The following is a 23,093-nucleotide window of genomic DNA, read 5'->3' as shown; positions in this document are numbered from 1 at the left end:
ATAGAGCAACACTCACCATCGTTCGAGGGCGTAGGAAATCATCGGTGGTCAGATCTCCACATTCAAGTTCACCGGCAGTACCGCCTCGATCACGGTGCCGCCACCCGGCGGCGTCGTGATCATGCAGGTGCCGCCCAGCTCGGCGGCGCGCTCGCGCATCGACGCCAGTCCCGCCCCCGCCCGCCGCCCGGCGGGGAGGCCGATCCCGTCGTCGCGCACCCGGACGCTCAGGCCGTCCTCGCCCCGCTCCAGCCAGACCCGCACGGTGGCGGCGCCGGCGTGCCTGCGGGCGTTGGTCAGCGCCTCCTGCGCGATCCGGTACGCGGCCACCTCGGCGGCGGCCGGGAGCCCCGTCAGCTCGCCCCTGGTCTCCAGGACGACGCCGGGGCCGGCCATCTCCGCCACCGCCCCGGCCAGGCCGAGCTCGTCCAGCGCGGGCGGGCGCAGGCCGTACACCAGGTGCCTGATGTCGCCGGTGACGCCGTCCATGCCGGAACGCAGCTCGCCCAGCATGCGCTCGGCCGCCTCCGGGGAGGTGCGCAGGGAGTGCCTGGCCATGGTGATGGTCATCGCCATGCCGCTCAGCGACCGGCCGAGACCGTCGTGCAGGTCGCGGCGCAGGCGGCGGCGCTCCTCCTCGCGGGTGGTGACGATCCGCTCCCGCGAGCGCCGCAGCGCGCCGACCAGCCGGACCGCGTGCGCGGCGTCGGCCACGTAGGGGGTGAGCGCGGCGATCACCCGCTCGTTGTGCGCGGCCGGCAGGCGCCGGGCGCCCGGCGGGCCGATGAGCAGCCGCCCGACGGGCTCGCCGTGCCAGACGAGCCGGACGTCGCGCGCGACCTCGCCGAGCGTGCCGACCGTGGCCTCCTCGGGCCGGCCGTCCGGGAACCGCACACCCGTGCCGGTGACCGACAGGCCCTCGCGCAGCACCTCCAGGGCCGCGAGGAGCCCCTGGGGCGGGTCGGTGCGCTGGAGCCTGCGCCCGAGCTCGGCGGCCAGCGCCACCGGGTCGCCCCTGCTGCCGTAGAGCAGCCGGTCGGCGTTGCGCTGGAGCATCCGCCGGATCGGCTGGAGGAACGCCCCCGCGCAGAGCGCCGCGACCAGGCCGCCGATCCGGTCCACGTCCGACAGGAACAGGCTGGAGGCGGCGCCCGCCGCCACGTACACCCCGCCGACCACGCCGACCAGACCGGCGCCGACCAGCGTCCTGGTGATGAGCGTGTCGATCCCGTAGAGGCGGTGCCGCAGCACCGAGAAGGTGATCGCGGCCGGGACCAGGGGGATGGTGAACGACGCCAGCCACCGGACCGGGTTGCCCATCACCCAGGGGACGATCACCGTGGCGATCGCGACCAGCGGCCACAGGATCTGCCGCCGCTCCTCAGGGCCGGCCCCGCGGAAGCGCGCCGCCAGCGAGGCGAAGGACAGGAGGATCACCGCGTTGGTGAGCGCGCCCAGGACGGACCTGACCGGTGCCGGGTCCACCTGCCGCAGGGCGGGGAGGAACGCGAGGTTCGTCGCGACCGCGTCGGCGGCCAGTACGGCGAGGGCGGCCCGCACCAGCGGGCGCCAGCGCGGCGACGGCAGCCTCCCGTCGGGGTAGAGCAGGGGCAGCAGCACCGTCAGGAAGAGGATGACCAGCTCCCAGCTCACCCCGGCGACCGTCCAGATCGCCTCGGGCGAGCCGGGCAGGCGCGGCCCGTACCGCAGCAGGGCGACGTTGACCGTGAGGCTGTTGAGCGCGGAGAACGCCCCGCCCAGGCAGAGCAGCCAGCCGATGACCAGCCGGGGCCGCTGGAAGACCAGCAGCGCCCCCAGGACGGGGAACGCGGTGCCGGCCACGTCCTCCGGGGAGAACGGCAGCGGCGTGTAGGAGGGCTGCGGGAGCCGCGCGGTCACCCAGATGTTGACGCACTCCATCGCCACGGACGCCGCGGTGACCAGCACCGCCGTGATCCGCGCCCGCACGGGCGTCACCCAGGGCGACACCCGGTTCAGCCCGCGCATGGTCCCGGCCCTTCATCGTGTACTTGAAGGGACCTTAACCGGCTTAAGCCGCAATCTAATCAATAAGCGTTTAAAGACCGATGGATCTACATGTATGCCCCGGAACTGCTCGGATCGCCGGGTGGGGCCGAGGCGAGCCGGGCGGCGGCCCCGCGGCCCGGCGGTTTCGGTCCACCCGTCACGGACCGCCGTAATCCACGTCGATCGGTCCTGGGGGCCGCTCTCAAAGGAGATCGTTCCGGGAGGGAGTCGCCGAGCGGGGCCCGGGGGGAACCGCTCCCGGGTGGACGCGAGCGGTTCCCCGGCATGCGGGACGGAAGGTCAGGACACGTCGTACCGGCTGGACTCCAGCAGCCACTCCAGCTGGGCCCGGGGCGCCGACAGGAAGGCGCACGCGACCTTGCTGACGTCCCTGGCCTGGGAGGTGGAGAACCCGAAGCGGTCGAACAGCGCCGGCAGGCGCCGCGCGGAGGTGCGCAGATCCTCGGCGCGGGCCGCGATCCGGTCGTTCACCCAGGCGACCGCGGCACCGTCGGAGAGCCCGAACGCGGTGGCGGCGACCGTCACGTAGTTGTGCACGTCGCCGTTGGCCCGCTCCTTGTGGTGCGAGGCGACGTCGTTGCACCACGCGGTGACGTCGTTGCAGGCGTCCACGAGCGTCCGCCAGGTCACGCTCTCGCGCAGTCCCGCGGGCACCTCCACCCCCAGGCAGGGCTCCACCAGGTCGAACAGGTACGGGCCCGCGGTGCCCCGCCGCAGGCGCGGGTACTCCGCGGGGGAGGGGACCCGCCCCGCGCACCGGTTCTCCGCCTCGGTACGGCAGGCCTCGCCCTGCGCGGCCAGCCCCGCCAGGAACCGGTGCCGCCACCGGGTGCTCATCCGCCCCGAGGTGGTCTCCCACAGGTCGGCGAAGGCCACCTCGACGGGTGAGCGGGCGTGGGCGGAGGCCCGCGCGAGGCGGTCGAGCCTGCCGAAGGCGGTCTCCATGATCTCGGCGGCCCGCCCGGCGGGTTTCTCGTCCCACTCGTCGTCGAAGTGGAACAGCCAGGTCAGCCACTTGGCGAAGAGCGACGCCGCCCGCGTGTCGAAGGCGGCGAACGCCCGCCCCGCCATCCGCTCGAACCCGGCGCCCGGGGGTGGCTCCAGCCCGGTGTCGCGGGCCCAGAGGGCCAGTTCCGCCGCGATGAGTTCCACCGAGGGGTGCATGCGGCAGGGCGCCGACATCGCGGGCACCAGCTCCACCAGGGGGAGCAGCGCGTCCGCGGCCACCCCGGAGGGCCGTCCGGGGAGTGTCCCGGCGGGCATGGCGGGCATGGCGGGCACTTCGGGGCCGGCGGAGCCGGCGGGGGCATCGGGATTCACGGAATCGGCAGGACCGATGAAACCGGCAGGACCGGCAGGGTCCGGTGGTGCGGGAAAGGGAGAGGGGAAACGGGGCAGGGACGCGGGACGGGGCCGGGGACGGGCCGGGGACTCGCCGAAGGCCGGGACGCGGGCCACTACAGCGGACCGAACAGCCAGTTGCCGGCCACGTCCGGATCGGCGCTCGTGTAGAACTGCCGCGTGGCCTCCACGAGCTCGCCTACGGACACGGCGCCGTCGCCGTCGCCGTCGAGCCGGGCGAAGGCGGCCGCCGCGTCCTCGCGCGGGGTGCCGAACGCGTCCATCAGCACCCAGAACCCGTCCGGCCCCACGGCGCCGTCGCCGTCGGTGTCGCAGAGTCCCGCCAGCGCGGCCGCGGCCGGCTCGAAGACCGCCTCGAACCGGTCGCCCTCGACGAACGCGGAGGTCATCCCGGCCCGGAACTCCTCGGGAGAGATGGCCCCGGACCCCCCGGGAGAGATCGCGTCACCGCGGGCGCCGAGCTGCGCGGTCAGCGTCCGCCAGATCTCCTCGATGCCCCCGGCGAGCCTGCTGCCCGCCGGGGAGGTCGGCGACTCGCCGAAACCGACGAGGATCCGGGCGCCGAGGCCGAGCAGGTCGTCGCGCCCGATCGATCCGCTGCCGTCCGCGTCCACGTGCGCGAAGGCACGGTCCAGCTTGCGGTTGAGGAGCGTGGTGCTCACCGTTTACTCCCATGTCACTTGTTGGACTCATTCCGTTACCCGCAGTGACGATAGCGGGGTTTCCGCATCAGCCACTCCAGGTAAGCCCTGGGAACGGTCAAGAAAGCGCATGCGACCCCGGTCACCTCGCGGGAGGCGCCGAAGCCCAGGCCGTGCCGTTCGGTGAGGGCCGGGACCGCCCGGGCGGCGGCCCACAGCTCCTCCATCCGCACGGCCAGGCGGTCGATCACCCACTCCTCGGCCGTCCCTGCCGTGGAACGTTCCAGGAGGGCCCCGGCGGCGCTCACGTACCCGCGCCCGCCCTCCGCGTCCACGCACCAGGCGGCCACGTCGGCGGCGGCCTCGGCCAGCGCCCGCCACTGCCGGCTGGAGGCCACCGCCTCGGGCACCTCCGTCTCGCGGCACGGCTCCACCAGGTCGAACAGGTAGCGGCCGAAGGCGTCCCTGCCCAGGGGCGGGTACTCCTCGGCCGCAGGCGTCCCGGTCGCGAGCAGCGCCTCGCGCTGGGCGGCGAGGGCCGCGGTGAACCGCGCGCGCCACGCGTCGCCCATCCCCGGCGCGCAGGAGCGCCACAGGCCCGAGAACGCCCGCTCCAGCGGCTCCGGACCCGGTTCAGCGCCCCCGGCCACGGCGAGCAGCCCGCCGATCGCCCCGGGGGACTCGCGCAGCCGCGCGGCCAGGGTCAGCCAGCGGGCGAGGAGCGTGACCGCGCGCGTCTCGCAACGGGCGAAGGCCCGCCCGGCCAGCCAGGGGGCGTCGGGGTCGGGCTCCAGGCCCATGGCGTGCGCCCATTCGGCGGTGGCCGCCTCCACCAGGTGTGACGACGGGTGTACGGGGCAGGGCATGGTCAGTGCCGCGAGCCGTTCGGTCAGCCCGGCCGACACCGCCTCCCGGCCGGCCGCCCGCGGCGATCTGTGGACTTCGGTGCTCGTCATCGCTCCCCCGGATCGAACTTCCAGCGGTTCCGGTCGCACACTGTAGGAGGAGACGGGGCCCGCAGGGCGGAGGCGCGACGGGCCCGATGCCACATCTCACCGTTCTTCCTCGTAACGTGTGCGAAACACTGAGAGGGCAGACTGAGAGACCACCAGGCGTGTCGTGGCACGTCGGCAATGAAGGAGAAGCCTTGGACCGCCAGCAGGAGTTCGTTCTCCGCACCCTTGAGGAGCGCGACATCCGGTTCATCCGGCTGTGGTTCACCGACGTGCTCGGGTTCCTGAAGTCGGTGGCGATCGCCCCGGCCGAGCTGGAGGGGGCCTTCGCCGAGGGCATCGGCTTCGACGGCTCGGCGATCGAGGGCTTCGCCCGGGTCTACGAGTCCGACATGCTCGCCAAGCCGGACCCGTCGACCTTCCAGATCCTTCCCTGGCGCAGCGAGACGCCCGGGGCGGCCCGGATGTTCTGCGACATCCTCATGCCCGACGGCTCTCCCTCGCACGCCGACCCGCGCTGGGTGCTCAAGCGGACCCTGGCCAGGGCCTCGGAGATGGGCTTCAGCTTCTACACCCACCCGGAGATCGAGTTCTTCCTGCTGAAGAACCGGCCCGAGGGGACCGGCCGCCCCGAGCCGATCGACGGCGGCGGCTACTTCGACCACACCCCGCACAGCTCGGGCCACGACTTCCGGCGCAACGCGATCATGATGCTGGAGTCGATGGGCATCTCCGTCGAGTTCAGCCACCACGAGGGCGGCCCGGGCCAGCAGGAGATCGACCTGCGCTACGCCGACGCGCTCACCACCGCCGACAACATCATGACCTTCCGCCTGGTCATGAAGGAGGTCGCGCTGGAGCAGGGCATCTGGGCGAGCTTCATGCCCAAGCCCTTCACCGAGCACCCCGGCTCGGGCATGCACACCCACATGTCGCTGTTCGAGGGCGACCGCAACGCCTTCTACGAGCCCGGCGCCGACTACCAGCTCTCGAAGATCGGCCGCTCCTTCATCGGGGGCCTGCTCACGCACGCCGCCGAGATCACCGCGGTCTGCAACCAGTGGGTCAACTCCTACAAGCGGCTCTGGGGCGGCGCCGAGGCGATCGCCGGGGCCGGGGGCGAGGCCCCGAGCTACATCTCCTGGGGGCACAACAACCGCTCCGCCCTGGTCCGGGTGCCGATGTACAAGCCGCACAAGAGCGGTTCGACCCGCATCGAGTTCCGCTCGCTCGACTCGTCCTGCAACCCCTACCTGGCCTTCGCCGTGATCCTCGCGGCCGGGCTGAAGGGCATCGAGGAGGGGTACGAGATGCCCCCCGGCGCCGAGGACGACGTCTGGGCGCTCACCTCGGCCGAGCGCAGGGCGCTGGGCATCCAGCCGCTGCCCCAGTCGCTGGACGAGGCCATCGGGGTCATGGAGCGCAGCGAGCTCGTCGCCGAGACCCTGGGCGAGCACGTCTTCGACTACTTCCTGCGCAACAAGCGCGCCGAGTGGAACGACTACCGCCGCCAGGTCACCGAATTCGAGCTGGGCCGCTACCTGCCGGTGCTGTAGTCCTGGCAGAGGTTTTTCCCAGCGTGTTTCCCGGGGCGTTTCCCGGGGTGTGGAGCAGACCGGGGTGTTTTCCGGGGCGTGAAGGAGAAAGGGCCGGACGGCGAGACGCCGTCCGGCCCTTTCCCGGTGCGCCCCGGGCCGTGCGTGCCGCTCCGCCGGGTCACGCGGTCCTCGTTTTCCCGCCCTGTGGGACGCCGCTTTACGGGGCGCCGGGAATGATTCACACTCACTGCGGGGGGTCACAGGCCGACGTCATTCGATAGGGGCACCATGCGATTCGGCAGGCAGGCCGTGAGAACGGCCCTCCTCACCCTCGGGTTCTTCACCCTGGCGTTACTCGTCGCCGTACTGGCGATCGGCCCGGCGGGGGAGACGGCCCTGGCCGCGGCCCCCGCGAGGGACGCCGGGCACGTGGCCGTTCCGGCGGGGGCGGTGGCGGGGGCGGACACCACGCCGCCGACGCGTCCTGCGGGGACGCGGCCCTGCCCGGTGCCGATGGCCCCCGGCAACCCCACCGGCTACGCCTCCATCTGCTGGAACGCCTCGACGGACGAGAACGGGGTCGTCGGCTACGACCTGTACCGCCTGGAGGTCGGCGGCTTCGTGCGGGCCACGACCACGACCGGCACGGTCGGCGGCTTCTCGGGCGAGCTGAACCGCGCGTACACGATGTACGTCGTGGCCAGGGACGCGGCCGGGAACGTCAGCCCGCCCTCGGCGCTGATCACGGTGTCCGCGACGGTCGGGATGACGCCGACCGCCTCGCCGACCCCGCTGCCGGGGGACCGCCAGCCCCCCTCCAAGCCGGCCGGGCTGCGGGACGCCTGCCTGCAGGACTTCCCGGGCGCCACGTTCTGCTGGCAGCCGTCGACCGACAACGTGGCGGTGACGGCGTACGACGTCTACCGCGAGGGTCTGTCGAGCTACGTCAAGGTCGGCACGATCACCCCTCCCCAGTTCCTCAACTTCGCCGAGTCGGGCCTGGTCACCGGGCTGCGCTACACCTACGTCGTGGTCGCCAGGGACGCGGCCGGCAACCTCAGCGCGCCGTCCGACCCGCTGTCGGCCCTCGCCAGGGAGGGGTTCCCCTCCCCGAGGCCGACCCCGACCCCGACGGCCGGTCCGTCGTGCGCGGTGTCGTACGAGGTGACGTCGTGGGGTTCTGGCCTGCACGCGCAGATCACCGTGCGCAACACCGGGACGACCGCGATCGACGGCTGGACGCTGACGATGGACTACCCGGCGCCGGGTGTCCGCCTCAGCTCGGGCTGGTCGGCGGACTGGACCCAGGAGGGCTCGCGGCTCACCGCCGCGAGCAAGCCGTGGAACCGGGTCATCGCGGCGGGCGCGGCGACCCAGATCGGGTTCGTCGCCTCCTACAGCGGTTCCCTGGCCGCCCCCGTGGGCTTCGGCCTCGACGGAACGGCCTGCGCCACCGACTGACCGTGCCGTCCCCGAGAACCGGTCGACCGGCCGTCCTCAAGGACCGGTCGACCGGCCGTCCCCAAGAGCCGGCTGACCGTGCCGTCTCCGGGAAGCGGGTTGACCGTGCCGTCTGCACGGGCCGGTCGATCGTGCCGTCCCGGCGGGCCGCCGCCACCGTGCGGCGGCCCGCTCGCGCCCGGGAGGATGACGTACCGTGGCCGCCGTCTCGCGGAGCGTGTGATCCGGAACGGTCTCCCGGACGTCATACCGGAGTCGTCCGAGGGTGGCGGGGGTGTCACCGACCCCGAGTCGGCTGCATGTACAAGCAGTCCGATAAAATCGGCCGGTCCATTTAATGTGATTTATGAGGATTGATCGCCGTAAAGGCGATAGGAGGTGCGGCATGACAACGATGTCCGAGCTGCAGACCGTGCTCACCGTCCCGGCGCGTTTCCGCGGGCCCGAGGGGTCCGCGAACGGCGGATGGATCGCGGGAACGGTCGCCGGGGCGTTGCACGGCGCCGGGCACGACTCGGCCGTCGAGGTCACGCTCCACGCGCCCACACCGCTGGACACCGAGCTGTCGCTGCACCACCTGGCCAACACCGCGAACCTCACCCAGGGGGACCGTCTCCTGGTCGAGGCCATCCCGGTCGCCGAGAAGCTCGGCGCCCCCGCGTTCGTGCCCTTCGTCGACGCGGCGCGGGCCGAGGGCGGGTTCGCCGGCCTGACCGCGCACGCCTTCCCCGGCTGCTTCGCGTGCGGCCTGCGCGCCCCCGGCGACGGGCTGCGCATCTTCCCCGGGCCGGTGGACGGCACCGACCTGGTCGCCGCCGGCTGGCGCGTCCCGATGACCATCCTCAACGAGGACGGCACCGTCCCCGACGCGATCGTCTGGGCCGCCCTCGACTGCGCCAGCGGCTGGGCGCACTTCCGGCCCGGCGAGTACGCCCTGCTCGGCCGCATCACCGCGCGGCTGCACCGCCGCGTCTACCCCGGCGGCACCTACTCGGTCGTCGCCCGCCCCACCGGCCGCCAGGGCCGCAAGCTGTTCGCCGAGAGCGCCGTCTACGAGGTCGACGGCACGCTGCTCGCCTCGGCCGAGGCCGTCTGGATCACCCCGGCCCAGGCCGCGGACCCGGCCGCCACGCGGACGAGCTGACGGCCGCGTTCCGGTCCGCCGCCGGAGACGGTGACCCTCCGCCCCGGCCGGTACGCCGCCGGGGCGGTGACCCCCGTCCCCGCCCGGTGCGGGACCGGTTCCCGTACCGGCCCATAATCGGCACATGAGGATCACCGTCGTCGAGCACGAGGCGGACGCGGGGCCCGGCTTCCTGAGCGGCTGGCTCGCCGGGGCCGGGGCCGTCTGCGAGGTCGTCCGGCCCTACCTGGGGGAGGCCGTTCCGGCGAGGGCCGCCGACGGGCTGATCGTCCTCGGGGGCGAGGCGGCGGCCTGGGAGGACGAGCGCTTCCCCTGGCTGCCGGCCACCCGCGACCTGATCCGGGACGCGGTGCGGGCGGGCGTCCCGACCCTGGGCGTCTGCCTGGGCGCCCAGCTCATGACGCTCGCCTGCGGCGGCACCGTGGAGCGCGGCGAGCACGGCCTGGAGGTCGGGGCCCGCGAGATCGTCCCGCTGCCCGCCGCCGCGACCGACCCGCTCTTCGCCGGGTCCGTGCCCGCCCCCGCCGTCCAGTACCACCGCGACGCCATCACGACGCTCCCGCCCGGCGCGGTGCCGCTGGCCACCGGCGACCCGTACCCCAACCAGGCCTACCGGCTGGGACGCGACGCCTGGGCCGTGCAGTTCCACCCCGAGGCCACGCCCGAGATCTTCGCGAGCTGGACGGCGGGCTCGGCCGCTCACCTGGCCGGCCTGGGCCACTCGGCCGAGCAGCTCGACCGGGAGGTGGAGGAGGCCCGCGACCGGCTCGTCGCCGCCTGGAGGCCGCTGGCCGAGCGGTTCGCCATGGTCGTGCGAAACGCGTGATCGTACGATTACGGTGCGGATCCACCGGCGACGCCGCACGGTTTCGGGACTAGCCTGTGCGGCAACGCTCCGATGATCGAAGAACATGGAGGGTCGGTGGAGACGGTGCCCCGGATGCAGACGACGGCCGGACGGCTCGCCCGGCTCGGCTTCGCCGACGGGACCAGGGCCGGACGGCTGCTCGACGAGCTGGGACCGGAGGCGGTCGGGGACCTCGGCCTGCTGAACGCGCTGGTCGCCGCGGCCGACCCCGACCTGGCGCTCACCTCGCTGAACCGGCTGGTCGAGCGGGATCCCAGCGTGCTCGGGGAGCTGCGGAACGATCCAGGGCTGCGCGACCGCCTGATCGGCGTCTTCGGGGTCAGCGCCGCGCTCGGCGACCACGTCGTCAGGCACCCCGAGCACCGGCACCTGCTCGGCGAGGCGGCGGCCGTGGAACGCCCGACCGAGGCCGCGCTCCGCGCGGAGCTGCTGCGCGCCGTGGGGGCCGACCCCGGCGACCCCGCGCCGAGGGCGGCCGACGCCTCCACCGGCACCCTGTCGGCGCTGCGCGTCGCCTACCGGGGCCGGCTGCTCCACCTCGCGGCGCGGGACGTCACCGGCACCCTCTCGCTCTCCGAGGTGACCGCGGAGCTGTCGGACCTGGCCGGGGCCGCGCTGGAGGCGGGACTCGCCGTCGCCAGGTCCGAGCACCCGGAGGCGGGATCGGTACGCCTGGCCGTCATCGGCATGGGCAAGTGCGGGGCACGCGAGCTGAACTACATCAGCGACGTCGACGTCGTCTTCGTGACCGAGCCCGGCCCCGGGGACGCCGGTGGCACCGGGGACGCCGGGGGTGCGGGAGGCACGGACGAGCAGCAGGCCGTCCGGCTCGCCACCCGCCTGGCCCAGGGCATGATGCGCGCCTGCTCGGCCAGCACCCCCGAGGGGTCGCTGTGGGAGGTCGACGCGGCGCTGCGGCCCGAGGGCAAGGCCGGGCCGCTGGTGCGCACCCTCGCCAGCCACGAGGCCTACTACCGGCGCTGGGCCAAGACCTGGGAGTTCCAGGCCCTGCTCAAGGCCCGGCCGATCGCGGGCGACGCCGAGCTCGGCGAGCGGTACGTGGCGGCGATGAACGAGATGGTCTGGCAGGCGGCCACCCGCGAGAAGTTCGTCGAGGACGTCCAGGCCATGCGCCGCCGGGTAGAGGCCCACGTCCGCGGCGGCGAGGCCGACCGCCAGCTCAAGCTCGGCCCCGGCGGGCTGCGCGACATCGAGTTCGCGGTGCAGCTCCTCCAGCTCGTGCACGGCCGCCTGGACCCGCTGCTGCGCCGCCGCGCCACCCTTCCCGCGCTCGCGGCCCTGTCCCGGGGCGGGTACGTGGGCAGGGACGACGCCAGGACGCTCGGCGAGGCGTACACCTTCCTGCGCCAGGTCGAGCACCTGATCCAGCTGCACCGGCTCCGCCGCACGCACGTGGTGCCCGAGGGCGAGGCCGACCTGCGCCGCCTGGGCCGGAGCATGGGCATGACGGCCGACCCGGTGGGGGAGTTCACCACCCGCTGGCGCAGGCACGCCGTGGAGGTCAGGCGCCTGCACGAGAAGCTGTTCTACCGGCCGCTGCTGCAGGCCGTGGCCAGGCTGCCCGAGTCGGAGGACCGCCTGTCCACCGCCGCGGCCAAGGCCCGCCTGGAGGCCCTCGGCTACGCCGACCCGGCCGGGGCGCTGCGGCACATCAGCGCGCTGACCACCGGCGTCTCCCGCCGCGCCGCGATCCAGCGGACGCTCCTGCCGGTCATGCTCGGCTGGTTCGCCGACGCCCCCGACCCGGACGGTGGCCTGCTCGGCTTCCGCCAGGTCTCCGACAAGCTCGGCACCACCTCGTGGTACCTGCGGCTGCTGCGCGACGAGACCGCGGTGGCCTCACGGCTGGCCAGGATGCTCGGCACCAGCCGCTACGTGACGGGCCTGCTGATGAACGCCCCCGAGGCGGTCGCGATGCTCGGCTCGGACGACGACCTGGCCCCCCGCCCCGCCGAGGCGCTGCTGTCGGAGGCGCGCACCGTGGTCGCCCGCCACGTCGGGAACGCCGAGGGCGCGGTGGCCGCCGTCCGGGCGCTGCGCCGCAGGGAGCTGTTCCGCACGGCCGTCGCCGACCTGTCCGGCCTGATCGGGATCGAGGAGGTCGGCCAGGCGCTCTCCGGCCTCAACGACGTGACGATCCAGGCCGCGCTCGACGCCGCGATCGACAAGGTGGAGATGGAGCGGCGCGCCCGGCTGCCCACGAGGTTCGCGGTGATCGCGATGGGCCGCCTGGGCGGTGTCGAGTCCTCCTACGGCAGCGACGCCGACGTGATGTTCGTGCACTCGCCGCTGGAGGGCGTACCCGAGCGGGAGGCCACCGAGACGGCGTTCGAGGTGGCCAACGAGCTGCGCCGGCTGCTGGCCCTGCCGGCCCCCGACCCGCCGCTGCTGATCGACCCCGGCCTGCGCCCGGAGGGCAAGGCCGGGCCGCTGGTCAGGACCCTGGCCTCCTACGCCGCCTACTACCGGCGCTGGTCGTCCCCCTGGGAGTCGCAGGCACTGCTGCGCGCCCGCTTCTCCGCCGGGGACGCCGGCCTCGGTGTCGAGCTGCTGCACCTGGCCGACCCGCTGCGCTACCCGCCCGAGGGCCTCCCGGACGCGGCCGTGCTGGAGATCCGCAGGCTCAAGGCCCGGATGGAGGCCGAACGCCTCCCCCGGGGGGCCGACCCCGCCCTGCACACCAAGCTCGGTCCCGGCGGCCTGTCCGACGTGGAGTGGGTGGCCCAGCTCATCCAGCTCCGCCACGCCGGGCGCCTGCCGTCGCTGCGGACCACCCGCACCCTGGAGGCGCTGTCCGCGGCGGTCGCGGAGGGGCTGCTCACCGAGGCCGACGAGGCGGTGCTCGCCGAGGCGTGGCGGCTCGCCTCGCGCATCCGGGACGCCATCGTCGCGGTCCGGGGCCGCGCCGGCGACGCGATCCCGGTGGACGCGGGCGAGCGCAGGCTCATCGCCCGCGCCCTCGGCTACCCGCCGGACGGTACGGAGGACTTCGTGGACGACTACCGCCGGGTCACCCGCCGGGCCCGCCGGGTGGTGGAGCGCGTCTTCTACGAGGGCTGACCCCGTCGCGTCCCCCCCGCGGGGGATCACGAAACCGGTCCGTTTCGGGTGATCGCGGTGCGCCGTGCGGGGCGGGCGTGTATCAACGGTCCGGGTGATCCTTTTGATATCCGTTTACATTGATCTGGCCATCGGCCTGATCCTGGCCTTCCTGCTCCTGTCCCTCCTGGTGAGCGGGATCAACGAGGCCTTCGTCCGGCTGCTCGGGATCCGCAGCAAGTTCCTGTGGGCCTACCTCAGGGACACGATGGACGGCTCCGAGGGCGGCAGGTCGTGGATCCCGTCGAAGGTGGCCGACGTCTTCGCGAAGCTCCCCTTCTCCGGCGACGATCCGCGCCCGGTGCACAGCCCCGACCCGGCACCCTCGGTGGTGGAGCCGATGCCGGTGGACCTGGCCGCCGTCCAGGCGTCCGCGGACGCGAAGGCGGAGGCGAATGCGGAGGCGGACACGGGGACGGGTGCGGGGGAGGCGCCCGTGGTCGTGGGCGGGAGCCTCGCGGCCGTGACCGGGGAGCTCGCGGGCGCAGGGGACGTGGGCGGTGCCGCCGGGGCGGGCGGGGCCGTACCGGCGGTCGACATGACCGCCCGGCTGTACGAGCGGCTCCAGGAGATCGACCACCCCAAGGGCGCCCGTACCAGCATCGCGAACATCCCGCCCGAGCGGTTCTCCGGCGCCGTGATGGAGCTGGTCGCCGCCGAGGAGGACGGCATCGACGGCCTGCTCGCCAAGCTGGAGGCCATCCGCAGCCCGCTGGCGGGCCACCTGCGCGGTGTCTGGGAGAGCGCCCAGCGGGACACGCAGAAGTTCCGCACGGGTGTCGAGCACTGGTTCGACGGCGAGATGCAGCGGCTGTCCACGCTCTACGCCCGCTACGTCAGGTGGGTGGTCCTCGCCCTGGGCCTGGTGCTCACGCTGCTGTTCAGCATGGACGCGCTGGAGTACGGCAAGACGCTGCTGCGCGACAACGCCTACCGCGCCGGGGTGGCCGCCATCGCGGGCGGCGGCGGGGACGGGTACGCCGCGCTCAAGGAGAGGTGCGCCGGTGCCGAGCCCGGCCTGGCCGAGCCGTACCGGTGCGTGACCGAGTCCCTCAGCTCACCGGCACTGGTCAAGATCTTCGACCATGCGATCGTGAGCGTCGCGATCCCGCCGGAGGACTCCGCCGACCCCTCCTTCACCTGGAACGGCGCGGCCTGGTGGGACCGGCTGATCACCCCGGGGCACTGGCCCGGATACCTGCTCACCGTGGTCGCGCTGCTGTTCGGCGCCTCGTTCTGGTGGGACGTCCTGCGCCGGCTGACCGGTGTGCGGGGCAACCGCTCCTGAGGGCGCGTACGGCAGGCGCGGAGGTCGCGCCGCGGTCCCCGCGGTGCCCGGACGGGCCCGCACGCGGGTGACCTCCGTCCTCGACGGACCCGGCCGGCACCGGGCGGCACCGATCGGCACCGGCCGGCGCGTGCCGGTCGGGGAGAGCGTCAGCGGAGTTCCGCCAGGAGCAGGTCGACCTGGGCGAGCGGGTCGGGGCCGAACGGCCGGACCGCGACCGTGGTGGCACCCGCCTCCCAGAGGGACCTCACCTGGTCGGCGGCCTCCTCGGCCGAGCCCGACGCCATCACGACCTCGTCCGGTGAGACGCCCAGGAACCCGGCGGAGTCCGCCGCCAGGGCGGCGGCGGCCTCGGGATCGCCGACGCACAGGTGGGTGAAGACCACCATCTCGTGGTCGCCCCCGCCGGTGGCCTTCAGCGCCTCGGCGATCCGCTCGGGACCGGTCCCCTCCGGCAGGATCGTGCCCTGCGCGACACGGCCCGACATCTCCAGCGAGCGGGGCCGCACCACCCCGGCCAGCACCGGCGGCACGACGGCGGGGGGGTGCACCAGGCGTACCCCGTCGATGTGCACGGCCCGCCCGGACAGGGACACCGTCTCGCCGCGCAGCAGCCCGCGGACCGCGATGATCGTCTCCTCCAGCAGCGCCAGCGGGGACGGGGCCAGGACGCCCACCTGGCGCATCCAGTCCTGGACGCCGTGCCCGATCCCGGCGGCGAGCCGGTGCGGGTGCAACCGGGCGAGGTTGCCGAGCTCCATGGCCAGCAGGGCCGGGTTGCGCAGGGGAGCCGGGGCGATGCCGATGCCCACGCGGAGACGCCCGGTGACGGCGAGCGCGGTGGCCGCCGAGGAGACGGCTCCCGTCCAGCCGAGATCCTCCACCACCCACAGGTCGTCCACCTCGGCCGCGTCCAGGTGGCGCGCGAACGGGACGAGCGACTCGGGGGGAAGGTCGCGGTCGAACATGACACCCAGACGCATGTCTCTCCTACAGGTAGCGGAAGTAGCCGGCGAAGCCGCGGACGGCCGCGACGCGGTCGATCCGCACCTCGGTGCCGGTTCTCCGCGCATTGATCATCTTGCCCCGGCCGACGTAGATGCCGACGTGGTGGGTGCTGATTTTACGCTTGCCGACCTTGCCGTAGAAGACGAGGTCCCCGGGCCTGGCCGCCGCCGCGGGGATCCTCTTGAGCCGCCTGACGTGGTCGTCGGTGTTGCCGCGGCCCAGTACGTCCCGGCCGTAGGCGAGGTGGTAGACCCAGCGGGCCAGCCCCGAGCAGTCCAGGCCGCGGGTCCTGGTGGCCGGGCAGGGCCTGATCGCCCCCTGGTATCCCAGGCAGGTGCCGAACGAGGGGCCGGGAAGGTCGTCGTGGCCGCCGCCCCAGGAGTAGGGGATCCCCCCGCCCCGCCAGCCGGGCTGATCCTGCCCGGCCTCGATCGCGTACGCGATGCCGGTGATGCGGTTGGGGGGAGCCGGCGGGATCGGTACCAGGGCGGAGGCGCTCGCCAGCAGGACCGTTCCCAGCAGCGCGGCCGTCGCGAGCCACCACCTGCGTCCGGCATCACGTCCGGCATCACGTCCGGCATCGTGTTCCGCGTCGTGTCCGGCGTCGCGCCGGGGGGAGGCGTCGTGCTCGTGAGGGCTCGCGTGCCGGGCAGGACCTTCGTGTCCGGGAGGGGGATGCCGTTCTCCGGCGCGGGGAGATGCCGGAGGGGGGTCTCCGTTCCGGAGAACCTCTGCCACGTCACCTCGCTTTGGATGATTTATCCGTATAAGTCATCCTCAGTCTGCCTGATGAGCCGACAGCGCGCGTGGTCCGTGAAGCCCGGGACAGGCCGTCGGACCCCGTACCGGACATGCCGCGACCCGCGTGCCGGGCACACGGGTCGCGGATGGAGGCGGGGTCACGCGGGACGGGGCGGCCGGGGTGACGGGGACACGGTCACCCCTGGCCCGCGGCCCGCGACGCACGGCCCGCGGACGTCAGTTGTTGTCGTCCGCGTCGTCGGGCTCGTTCGTGTCGTCCGCGTCGTCGGGCTCGTTCGTGTCGTCCGCGTCGTTGGGGTCGTTGGGCTCGTTCGCGTCGTCCCCGTCGTTGTCCTGGCCCGGGGCGGACGTGGTGTTCACCACGTCCGGACCGTCGTCCCCGTCGTCACCCCCGCCGCCGCAACCGCCGGCCAAACCGACGAGAGCGACCATCGTCGCGGCGGCCAGCGCCGCCTTCCGGGTGGTCTGAGCCAGCATGCGCAACCTCCAGATGGTGATCCTGGACCGGACGCGTGGGCGCCCGGCTCACCACCCCACTGTCCCGTGCGGGCCCTCTCTAACATCTTCCCCCGAGCCGTGTGCGTCAGGCGGGACCCGCGTGGGCGGCCAGGATCCGCCAGCCGGTCCCGTCCTCGTGGACCCAGGTCCGGGTGTAGGACAACCGCCCGGCGAACGGCCTGCCCGCGAAGGTGCCCTCCAGCGTGCCGAGGAAGCAGGTGACGCCGGTGCGCCCCTCGACGAGCACGGTGAGGTCCTCCTGCGCGACCTTCGTCAGCACCTGCGCGCGCGAGCGGTGGTTCTCCAGGTCGAGCTCCTTGGCCCCGGGACGGCACCTGCCGTCCGGCGGGCCGGTGAAGACGAGCCGCTCGTGGAGCAACCCGTCCAGCGCCTCGACGTCCCCGGCAAGCTGTGCCGCCTGCAGGCGCCGCTCGGCCTCGCGCAACTCCTCGACAAGCCTCTGGTCGGCCATCAGAACTCCGTTCCTCCGGACAGGGGCGCGCGCCCGGGAGGCCGCGCGCGTCACCGGTCGGGGAGCAGTACATCAGGGCCGTCGTGAGACGGGGGACCCGCTTTCGCGGCGGGCGGAAGCGGAATCCTCCGGCTCCGGTACGGGTCCGTGCTCCCACGACCCCGGGGCAGGCCGGCGTCTCCTGCCCGGGCGGACCGTCCCACCATGGGGACCCCTCAGAGCAGGCCCGCGTCGCGTACCCTCATCGCCACCTGGACGCGGTTCTCCGTCCCCAGCTTGGCGAAGATCCGGGTGACGTTCGCCTTCACGGTCGCGACGCTCATGTGCAGGCGCTCGGCGATCTCGGCGTTCGAACCGCCCCTGGCCACCTCGACCGCCACCTCCCGCTCGCGCTCGGTGAGCCTGGCCATCTCCCGCCGCGCGTCCGGGCGCCGCGGCTCGCTCCCCCCGGTGGCCGCGGCGATCACCCGCCGCGCGACGTCCGGCGACAGCACCGGCTCGCCCCTCGCCACGGCGCGGACCGCCTCGATCATCTTCGGTGGCGGGGTGTCCTTCAGCAGGAAGCCGTCGGCGCCGAGCCGCAGGGCCCGCAGCACCATGTCGTCGGCGTCGAAGGTGGTGAGCACGAGGACGCGGGGCGGGTCGGGCCGGGCCCGCAGCAGTTCGACGGTGACCAGGCCGTCCTGGACGGGCATCCGGATGTCCATCAGCACGACGTCGGGCCGCAGTTCGTCGATCACCTCCATGGCCCGCCGGCCGTCCTCGGCCTCGCCGGCGAGTTCCAGATCGGGTTCGCCGCCGAGGATGAGCCGCAGCCCGGTCCGTACCATCGCGTCGTCATCCACGATCACCAGTCGAATCACGGTGTGAAGCCTCCCACGGCAGTCGTACGTCGAGGACGAAGTGCCCGTCGCGGACGGCGTGGCCGAGGCTGCCGCCGGCCATCCGGGTCCGTTCCGCCAGGCCGACCAGGCCGAGTCTCGCCCCGGGGCCGGTCGGGGCCCGGGCCGCCACCGGGTTGCTCACCCGGATCCGCAGTCCTTCGCCCGGCCGCCCGTCGAGCTCGACGCTCACCCCGGCGCCCGGCGCGTGCTTGCGCGCGTTGGTCAGGGCCTCCTGCACGATCCGGTACGCGTGCCGGCCGGTCTGCGTCGGCAGCAGGTCCCGCCCGTCGACGGTGTCCCTCACCTCGATCCGCTGACCGGCGGCGCGTACCTCGTCGAACAGGCCGTCCAGGTGGGACAGGTTCGGCTGCGGGGCCTCCGCGGCGCCGTCGTCGCGGAGCGTCCCGAGCACGGCGCGCAGCTCGTTCAGCGACTGGTGGGCGTTCTCCTGGATGGCCAGGGCGGCCTCGCGGGTCTCCTCGGCGGTGAGGTTCCTGCGGTACGCCAGGCCTCCGGCGAGCATCGACAGCAGGGAGATCCGGTGGGCCAGCACGTCGTGCATCTCCTGGGCGATCTGGACCCGTTCGGCCAGCCTGGCCTGCTCGATCCGCTGGAGCTGCTCGCGTTCGGCGGCCAGCGCCGCCTCCCGCTCCGAGGCGGCCAGGTCGCGGCGCCCGCGCAGGTACAGGCCGAAGACGGTCAGCCCGCCCAGCAGGACCGTCCCGGCCGCCGTCGAGACGTAGGTCGCCTGGTCGACGCCGAAGAAGCTGGAACGTGCCAGCAGGCACACCCAGGACAGGATCGCGACCGGGACGATCTGCCGCCAGCGCCGGTGGGTGACCAGGGAGACGTACGCGACCTGGGCCGGTCCGGCCGCCATGGTGGAGAAGGAGGTCAGCAGGGCGGTCGCCGTCGCGATCGGCACGGGCCACCGGCGCCGCCACCACATCAGCACCAGCCCGGCCAGGCCGAGCCCGGCGTTGAGCAGCACGAGTCCGAGCCGGTCGGGCGCGCGCCGGACGGCCACGACCAGGATGACGGCGTCGAACAGCATCGGTGTCACGGCGCACAGGTAGCGCAACGCGACGGCCCGTCGGTCCAGGGGCGGCTGGTTCTCGGTGGGATCGTGCACGGTCCACAGCCTAGGGAGTGGGGGCGGGACGCCCCAGCGACCTGGGTCCACCCTTCGACGGCCTTTGGTCCACAACCGCGGCCCCGGACGCGGTACCCGGGGGCCGGCGGTCCTCGACCCGGGGACGATGACCGGCGGCCCCGGATCCGATGGACTGGAGTCATGATCGAATTCAGCCACGTCACCAAGGACTTCCGGGGGACGAGAGCGCTCGACGACGTGTCCTTCGGCGTCGCGCCGGGCAGCGTCACCGGGTTCCTCGGGCCCAACGGGGCCGGGAAGTCGACGGCCCTGCGCGTCCTGGTCGGGCTCTCCCGGCCCACCTCGGGGTCGGCCACCGTCCTGGGCCGGCCGTACGCCGAGCTGGGGTGCCCGGCCCTCGTGGCCGGCACGCTGCTCGACGCCGGCGCGCTGCATCCCGGCCGTACCGGGCGGGAGACCCTGACGCTGGGCGCGATGACGCTCGGCCTTCCACGGTCGCGGGTCGAGGAGGTCCTCGACCTGGTCGGGCTGACCCGATCCGAGAGCCGCCGGACGACCGGCGGCTACTCGCTCGGCATGAGGCAGCGCCTCGGCATCGGCCACGCCCTTCTCGGCAGGCCCGGGGTGCTCGTCCTGGACGAGCCCGCCAACGGCCTGGACCCCCAGGGCATCCGGTGGATGCGTGAGCTCCTCGGCGACCTGGCCGCCTCGGGGTGCGCGGTGCTGCTCAGCTCGCACCTGCTGCACGAGGTCGAGCAGGTCGCCGACCGGATCGTGATGATCGGCCGCGGCCGCGTCCTCGCGAACGGCACCCTCGACGAGCTCGGCCGGGGCCGGAGCCTCGAACAGACCTTCCTGGAACTGACCGCCGACGCCGATCGGAGCATGACATGACCGACACTCCCGCGACCGGCACTCCCGCGACCGGCACTCCCGCGACGGACATGCCTGCGACCGGGCCCGTGACCGGCACCTCCCGCGCCGGTACCCCGCTCCCGGCGCCGGCCTCGACCCGGGCACGGATCCCGTTCCGGCGGCTGCTCGGGGTCGAGGCCAGGAAGCTCGTCGACACCCGCAGCGGCAAGATCATGACGGCCCTGATGGTGGCCCTGATCCCGGTGTCCGTCACGGCACGGGGCTTCGTCACCGACCCCGACCTCTACACCCTGGCGGGCACCGCGGGGATCGGGCTCGCGATCCTGCTGCCGGTGCTCGGCATCCTCACCGTGACCGGTGAGTGGAGCCACCGCACCGCCCTGGTCACGTTCGCGCTCGAACCCCGGCGGTCGCGGGTGCTGGCGGCCAAGTGCCTGCCGCCGTTGATCGTCGCCGCGCTGGCCTCGCCGTTCTCCCTGCTGGTCGCGGTGCCGGTGACGGCCGTCGTGGCGGGTGTCCGGGACCTCCCGGCCACCTGGGAGGTCGCCCCGACGGCCCTGCTGGGCTGGATGACGACGAACGTCCTCGTGGTCGCGGCCGGCCTCGCCCTGGGCATGCTGCTGCTGAACGGGCCGGCCGCGATCGTGATCTGCCTGGCGATGCCGATGGCGTGGTCGCTGGTGGGCGAGCTGGGTTCCACCGGCAGGCTCCTGGCCGACTGGCTCGACGTGAACCGCGCCGCGAGTCCCCTGGTGGACGGCCACCTCACCGGGGGTGACGCCGCCCGGCTGGCCACGTCGGCGCTGGTGTGGATCGTCGTCCCGGCGATCGCCGGGACGGTGCGCGTCGGCCGCAAGGAGATCACCTGACGGGCGCGGGGGACGGGGCGGCGAGACGTGGAACCTCGGCTTCGCCCTGGCCCACTCCCGCGTCCGGGGCCCGTACGGGTGACGATCCCGATCGCCCGCCGCGTCCGCGTCGGCCGGCGGGTGCTGCTGACCCTCGGCCCGGCCGACGCCGACGCCGACGCCGAGGCCGCAGTCGCCTGGGCGACGAGGCTCCGTTCGAGCCGGCTCGTCGAGGGGTACGCGCTGGCCCCCGCCACCCTCGAAGACGTCTACCTCGCCGCCACCGCGGAAGCGACCCCGGGCGCGGCCGTCACCCCGCAGGAGACCGCCCATGCCTGAGGCGACCGTCGCCCCGCCCCGTACGCGCGCCTCGCGCCGTCCCGCCGCGCACCGGCCTGTGGACGACCTACGGGACCCTGCCGCGCTGGACCGTGGCCCAGATCGGCGCGATGCTGCCGCTGATCGTCATCGTCCAGGCGCTGCTCGCCGCCGGCGTCATCATCGGCTTCGGGTTCCTCGCCGGCGACATCGACACCCCCGCCGCGCGGTTCCTGTCCACGGGCACCCCCACCGTGCTGCCGATGGTCACCGGTCTCGTGATGGTCCCCCAGGGCGTGGCGCAGTCACGCGCCGGCGGCACGTTCGCCTACCTGCGCACCCTGCCGGTGCCGCGCCCGCTGCTGCTGCTGGCCGACCTGACGGTGTGGCTGCCGGTCGCGCTGCCGGGGGTCCTCGCGGGGCGCGTCCTCGCCCGACGGCCCGGGCGACGGACACGGGGTGGGCAGGGCTGGTGGCCGGTTCTCCCGAAAACCGTTCGCGGGACCCGGACGGCGGCCCGCACACTGGGCGACGTGGAAAGAACCGTGACCGCCCTGGTCACCTGCGGTGACGAGGGTATCGGCGTCGTCGGCCCGTTCCCGGTGGCGGTCCCGTGGTGGGCGGCGGTCGAGCCGGTGGCCGAGCGTCTCGAGGCCGTGCTGGGCGGGCCCGTCGTGGTCCTGCGCCTGGTGGGCGTCGACGGCGGCGACCCGCCGCGCGGCGGCCACGTGACCTATCACGCCGAGTTCCTCGGCGACCCCCGGAGAATCGCCTCGCGTGCCGTTGGGACGCCCTTCCCGAGCACCGCGGCCGACCTGTGGGACATCCCGGCAGGGCGCTCGCCGTGGGCCACGCCCCACGGCGTACGGGAGGCCCTGGCCTGGGCCGACGACGCGCTCCGCGCGGCCGGACGACCCGCGCTCGGCCCGTCCCGGCAGGTCAAGTCCTGGAACCTCGCGGGGCTGTTCCGCATCCCGGCGTCCGGCGGCCCGGTCTGGCTGAAGGTCACGCCGGGGTTCGCCGCCGACGAGGGCGGCGTGACGGCGGCGTTCGCCGAGGCCGACCCGGCGATCGTGCCTGCCGTGGTCGCCTCCGACCCGGTAGGCCGTCGGGTCCTGCTCGGCCACGTGCCGGGCGAGGACTGCTGGAACGCCTCACCCGAGGTCGTCCGCACGACCATCGCCCGCTTCGTCGCCGCCCAGGCGGCGGTCACCCCTCCCGCGGGCCTGTCCCGCCGTACACCGGAGAGCCTGGCCGGGCGCGTCGGCGAGGTGATCGACCGGACGGACCTCCCCCCCCCGGCGAACGAGACGGGGTCCGCGGGCTCGTCGACGCCCTGCCCGCCCTGGTCGCGGAACTCGACGCGTGCGGGCTGCCCGAGACGGTGGTGCACGGCGACTTCCACACGGGCAACTGGCGCTCGGACGGCGGGGCCGCGGTCGTGCTCGACTTCGCCGACGCGCACGTCGGCCATCCCGTCCTGGACGGCCTGCGCGCCCGGATGTTCATGCCCGAGGCCGCCTGGCACCTGCCGGCCGACGCCTGGATCGACGCGTGGCACGAGCACGCGCCCGGCTCGGACCCGGCCCGGGCCCTCGAACTCGCGGAGCCCTACGAGCACCTGTCCTACGCGGTGCGCTACCAGGAGTTCCTCGACGGCATCGAGCCCAGCGAACGCGTCTACCACGAAGGCGACCCCGCCGCCGAACTCCGGGAGGCCCTCCGCGCCGCCCGTCCCCGCACGGCGTGAGCACGGTTGCCCCCGCCCCCGGCCACGAGGACCCCGGATTCACAGCGCGGACCCCCACGCGCTTCGTGCCGCAGGGGAGGAGCGCATGCGAAAGGCCGTCGGACGTGCCCTCGGCGGAGGGACGACCGACGGCCTTTCG

23 protein-coding genes are annotated in these 23,093 nt (G+C 74.0%); 10 read left to right on the top strand and 13 right to left on the bottom strand.

The window, feature by feature from the left end:
- Positions 1 to 48: 48 nt before the first annotated feature.
- The 4 genes from ACLQ2R_RS10605 to ACLQ2R_RS10590 form a co-directional block, all read right to left on the bottom strand.
- Positions 49 to 2,007, bottom strand: a complete 1,959-nt coding sequence (locus tag ACLQ2R_RS10605) for a sensor histidine kinase (protein ID WP_425959215.1) — start codon at positions 2,005 to 2,007, stop codon at positions 49 to 51.
- 321 nt (positions 2,008 to 2,328) lie between these two features.
- Positions 2,329 to 3,321 carry a terpene synthase family protein gene (locus ACLQ2R_RS10600; protein ID WP_425959214.1) on the bottom strand — a complete coding sequence of 331 codons (993 nt, stop codon included), beginning with the start codon at positions 3,319 to 3,321 and terminating at the stop codon, positions 2,329 to 2,331.
- A gap of 185 nt (positions 3,322 to 3,506) precedes the next feature.
- Entirely contained in the window at positions 3,507 to 4,073 is a 567-nt protein-coding gene (locus tag ACLQ2R_RS10595; protein WP_425959213.1) for an EF-hand domain-containing protein, read from the bottom strand.
- Positions 4,074 to 4,108: 35 nt separating this feature from the next.
- Positions 4,109 to 5,008, bottom strand: a complete 900-nt coding sequence (locus tag ACLQ2R_RS10590) for a terpene synthase family protein (RefSeq protein ID WP_425959212.1) — start codon at positions 5,006 to 5,008, stop codon at positions 4,109 to 4,111.
- Between the two features lie 191 nt (positions 5,009 to 5,199).
- Here ACLQ2R_RS10590 and ACLQ2R_RS10585 point away from each other — a divergent pair, with 191 nt between their 5' ends.
- The 6 genes from ACLQ2R_RS10585 (at position 5,200) to ACLQ2R_RS10560 (ending at position 14,424) form a co-directional block, all read left to right on the top strand.
- On the top strand, positions 5,200 to 6,561 hold the full coding sequence (locus tag ACLQ2R_RS10585; RefSeq protein WP_425959211.1) for a glutamine synthetase family protein: 1,362 nt from the start codon (positions 5,200 to 5,202) through the stop codon (positions 6,559 to 6,561).
- 270 nt (positions 6,562 to 6,831) lie between these two features.
- Entirely contained in the window at positions 6,832 to 8,004 is a 1,173-nt protein-coding gene (locus ACLQ2R_RS10580) for a cellulose binding domain-containing protein (RefSeq protein ID WP_425959209.1), read from the top strand.
- A gap of 385 nt (positions 8,005 to 8,389) precedes the next feature.
- Positions 8,390 to 9,148 (top strand): PaaI family thioesterase, encoded by a 759-nt coding sequence (locus tag ACLQ2R_RS10575; RefSeq protein WP_425959208.1) that lies wholly within the window; start codon positions 8,390 to 8,392, stop codon positions 9,146 to 9,148.
- Between the two features lie 124 nt (positions 9,149 to 9,272).
- Positions 9,273 to 9,974 (top strand): type 1 glutamine amidotransferase, encoded by a 702-nt coding sequence (locus ACLQ2R_RS10570; RefSeq protein ID WP_425959207.1) that lies wholly within the window; start codon positions 9,273 to 9,275, stop codon positions 9,972 to 9,974.
- Between the two features lie 114 nt (positions 9,975 to 10,088).
- Positions 10,089 to 13,097 carry a bifunctional [glutamine synthetase] adenylyltransferase/[glutamine synthetase]-adenylyl-L-tyrosine phosphorylase gene (locus ACLQ2R_RS10565; RefSeq protein WP_425959668.1) on the top strand — a complete coding sequence of 1,003 codons (3,009 nt, stop codon included), beginning with the start codon at positions 10,089 to 10,091 and terminating at the stop codon, positions 13,095 to 13,097.
- A 94-nt stretch (positions 13,098 to 13,191) separates the two neighbouring features.
- Positions 13,192 to 14,424, top strand: a complete 1,233-nt coding sequence (locus ACLQ2R_RS10560; RefSeq protein WP_425959206.1) for a hypothetical protein — start codon at positions 13,192 to 13,194, stop codon at positions 14,422 to 14,424.
- 149 nt (positions 14,425 to 14,573) lie between these two features.
- Here ACLQ2R_RS10560 and ACLQ2R_RS10555 read toward each other — a convergent pair whose 3' ends face one another.
- The 6 genes from ACLQ2R_RS10555 to ACLQ2R_RS10530 all read right to left on the bottom strand — a co-directional run bounded on the left by ACLQ2R_RS10555 (position 14,574) and on the right by ACLQ2R_RS10530 (position 19,180).
- Positions 14,574 to 15,407, bottom strand: coding sequence for an LLM class flavin-dependent oxidoreductase (locus ACLQ2R_RS10555; protein ID WP_425959205.1), 834 nt, complete (start codon positions 15,405 to 15,407; stop codon positions 14,574 to 14,576).
- Positions 15,408 to 15,414: 7 nt separating this feature from the next.
- On the bottom strand, positions 15,415 to 16,170 hold the full coding sequence (locus ACLQ2R_RS10550; protein WP_425959204.1) for an NlpC/P60 family protein: 756 nt from the start codon (positions 16,168 to 16,170) through the stop codon (positions 15,415 to 15,417).
- Between the two features lie 240 nt (positions 16,171 to 16,410).
- Positions 16,411 to 16,671 carry a hypothetical protein gene (locus ACLQ2R_RS10545; protein WP_425959203.1) on the bottom strand — a complete coding sequence of 87 codons (261 nt, stop codon included), beginning with the start codon at positions 16,669 to 16,671 and terminating at the stop codon, positions 16,411 to 16,413.
- 106 nt (positions 16,672 to 16,777) lie between these two features.
- Complete coding sequence (locus ACLQ2R_RS10540) at positions 16,778 to 17,164, bottom strand: nuclear transport factor 2 family protein (RefSeq protein WP_425959202.1); 387 nt, start codon at positions 17,162 to 17,164, stop codon at positions 16,778 to 16,780.
- A gap of 215 nt (positions 17,165 to 17,379) precedes the next feature.
- Positions 17,380 to 18,027, bottom strand: a complete 648-nt coding sequence (locus ACLQ2R_RS10535) for a response regulator (protein ID WP_425959201.1) — start codon at positions 18,025 to 18,027, stop codon at positions 17,380 to 17,382.
- Complete coding sequence (locus ACLQ2R_RS10530) at positions 18,002 to 19,180, bottom strand: sensor histidine kinase (RefSeq protein WP_425959199.1); 1,179 nt, start codon at positions 19,178 to 19,180, stop codon at positions 18,002 to 18,004. Before ACLQ2R_RS10530 ends, ACLQ2R_RS10535 begins: the two co-directional genes overlap by 26 nt.
- A 162-nt stretch (positions 19,181 to 19,342) precedes the next feature.
- Here ACLQ2R_RS10530 and ACLQ2R_RS10525 point away from each other — a divergent pair, with 162 nt between their 5' ends.
- From ACLQ2R_RS10525 to ACLQ2R_RS10515, 3 genes are all read left to right on the top strand, one after another.
- Positions 19,343 to 20,056, top strand: a complete 714-nt coding sequence (locus tag ACLQ2R_RS10525; RefSeq protein WP_425959198.1) for an ABC transporter ATP-binding protein — start codon at positions 19,343 to 19,345, stop codon at positions 20,054 to 20,056.
- Positions 20,053 to 20,907, top strand: a complete 855-nt coding sequence (locus tag ACLQ2R_RS10520; protein ID WP_425959196.1) for an ABC transporter permease — start codon at positions 20,053 to 20,055, stop codon at positions 20,905 to 20,907. Before ACLQ2R_RS10525 ends, ACLQ2R_RS10520 begins: the two co-directional genes overlap by 4 nt.
- 78 nt (positions 20,908 to 20,985) lie before the next feature.
- The gene (locus ACLQ2R_RS10515; protein WP_425959195.1) at positions 20,986 to 21,225 is read left to right on the top strand and encodes a hypothetical protein; all 240 of its coding nucleotides are present in this window, start codon (positions 20,986 to 20,988) and stop codon (positions 21,223 to 21,225) included.
- Positions 21,226 to 21,292: 67 nt separating this feature from the next.
- On the opposite strand, the gene ACLQ2R_RS10510 is transcribed toward ACLQ2R_RS10515, so the two are convergent.
- The 3 genes from ACLQ2R_RS10510 to ACLQ2R_RS10500 are packed head-to-tail and all read right to left on the bottom strand — an operon-like array spanning position 21,293 to position 22,597.
- A complete protein-coding gene (locus ACLQ2R_RS10510; protein WP_425959193.1) occupies positions 21,293 to 21,475 on the bottom strand; it encodes a hypothetical protein in 183 nt (60 codons plus the stop codon).
- Positions 21,476 to 21,509: 34 nt separating this feature from the next.
- On the bottom strand, positions 21,510 to 21,944 hold the full coding sequence (locus ACLQ2R_RS10505) for a hypothetical protein (protein ID WP_425959192.1): 435 nt from the start codon (positions 21,942 to 21,944) through the stop codon (positions 21,510 to 21,512).
- Entirely contained in the window at positions 21,941 to 22,597 is a 657-nt protein-coding gene (locus ACLQ2R_RS10500; RefSeq protein WP_425959684.1) for a hypothetical protein, read from the bottom strand. Before ACLQ2R_RS10500 ends, ACLQ2R_RS10505 begins: the two co-directional genes overlap by 4 nt.
- On the opposite strand from ACLQ2R_RS10500, the gene ACLQ2R_RS10495 reads away from it, so the two are divergent.
- Positions 22,541 to 22,954 (top strand): phosphotransferase, encoded by a 414-nt coding sequence (locus ACLQ2R_RS10495; RefSeq protein WP_425959667.1) that lies wholly within the window; start codon positions 22,541 to 22,543, stop codon positions 22,952 to 22,954. The genes ACLQ2R_RS10500 and ACLQ2R_RS10495 overlap by 57 nt on opposite strands.
- The last annotated feature ends 139 nt before the right edge of the window (positions 22,955 to 23,093 follow it).

The organism is Streptosporangium sp. DT93 (assembly GCF_049844535.1).
Lineage (GTDB): Bacteria > Actinomycetota > Actinomycetes > Streptosporangiales > Streptosporangiaceae > Streptosporangium.
The sequence above is the reverse complement of the archived record's forward strand: the minus strand, read 5'-3'. Positions and strand labels throughout refer to the sequence as shown.

Coding starts and splice junctions, on each gene's coding strand:
- ACLQ2R_RS10570 (WP_425959207.1), top strand. CDS start 9,273: ATGAGGATCACCGTCGTCGAGCACGAGGCGGACGCGGGGCCCGGCTTC.
- ACLQ2R_RS10600 (WP_425959214.1), bottom strand. CDS start 3,321: ATGCCCGCCATGCCCGCCGGGACACTCCCCGGACGGCCCTCCGGGGTG.
- ACLQ2R_RS10605 (WP_425959215.1), bottom strand. CDS start 2,007: ATGCGCGGGCTGAACCGGGTGTCGCCCTGGGTGACGCCCGTGCGGGCG.
- ACLQ2R_RS10555 (WP_425959205.1), bottom strand. CDS start 15,407: ATGCGTCTGGGTGTCATGTTCGACCGCGACCTTCCCCCCGAGTCGCTC.
- ACLQ2R_RS10540 (WP_425959202.1), bottom strand. CDS start 17,164: ATGGCCGACCAGAGGCTTGTCGAGGAGTTGCGCGAGGCCGAGCGGCGC.
- ACLQ2R_RS10575 (WP_425959208.1), top strand. CDS start 8,390: ATGACAACGATGTCCGAGCTGCAGACCGTGCTCACCGTCCCGGCGCGT.
- ACLQ2R_RS10525 (WP_425959198.1), top strand. CDS start 19,343: ATGATCGAATTCAGCCACGTCACCAAGGACTTCCGGGGGACGAGAGCG.
- ACLQ2R_RS10590 (WP_425959212.1), bottom strand. CDS start 5,008: ATGACGAGCACCGAAGTCCACAGATCGCCGCGGGCGGCCGGCCGGGAG.
- ACLQ2R_RS10565 (WP_425959668.1), top strand. CDS start 10,089: ATGCAGACGACGGCCGGACGGCTCGCCCGGCTCGGCTTCGCCGACGGG.
- ACLQ2R_RS10520 (WP_425959196.1), top strand. CDS start 20,053: ATGACCGACACTCCCGCGACCGGCACTCCCGCGACCGGCACTCCCGCG.
- ACLQ2R_RS10580 (WP_425959209.1), top strand. CDS start 6,832: ATGCGATTCGGCAGGCAGGCCGTGAGAACGGCCCTCCTCACCCTCGGG.
- ACLQ2R_RS10545 (WP_425959203.1), bottom strand. CDS start 16,671: ATGCTGGCTCAGACCACCCGGAAGGCGGCGCTGGCCGCCGCGACGATG.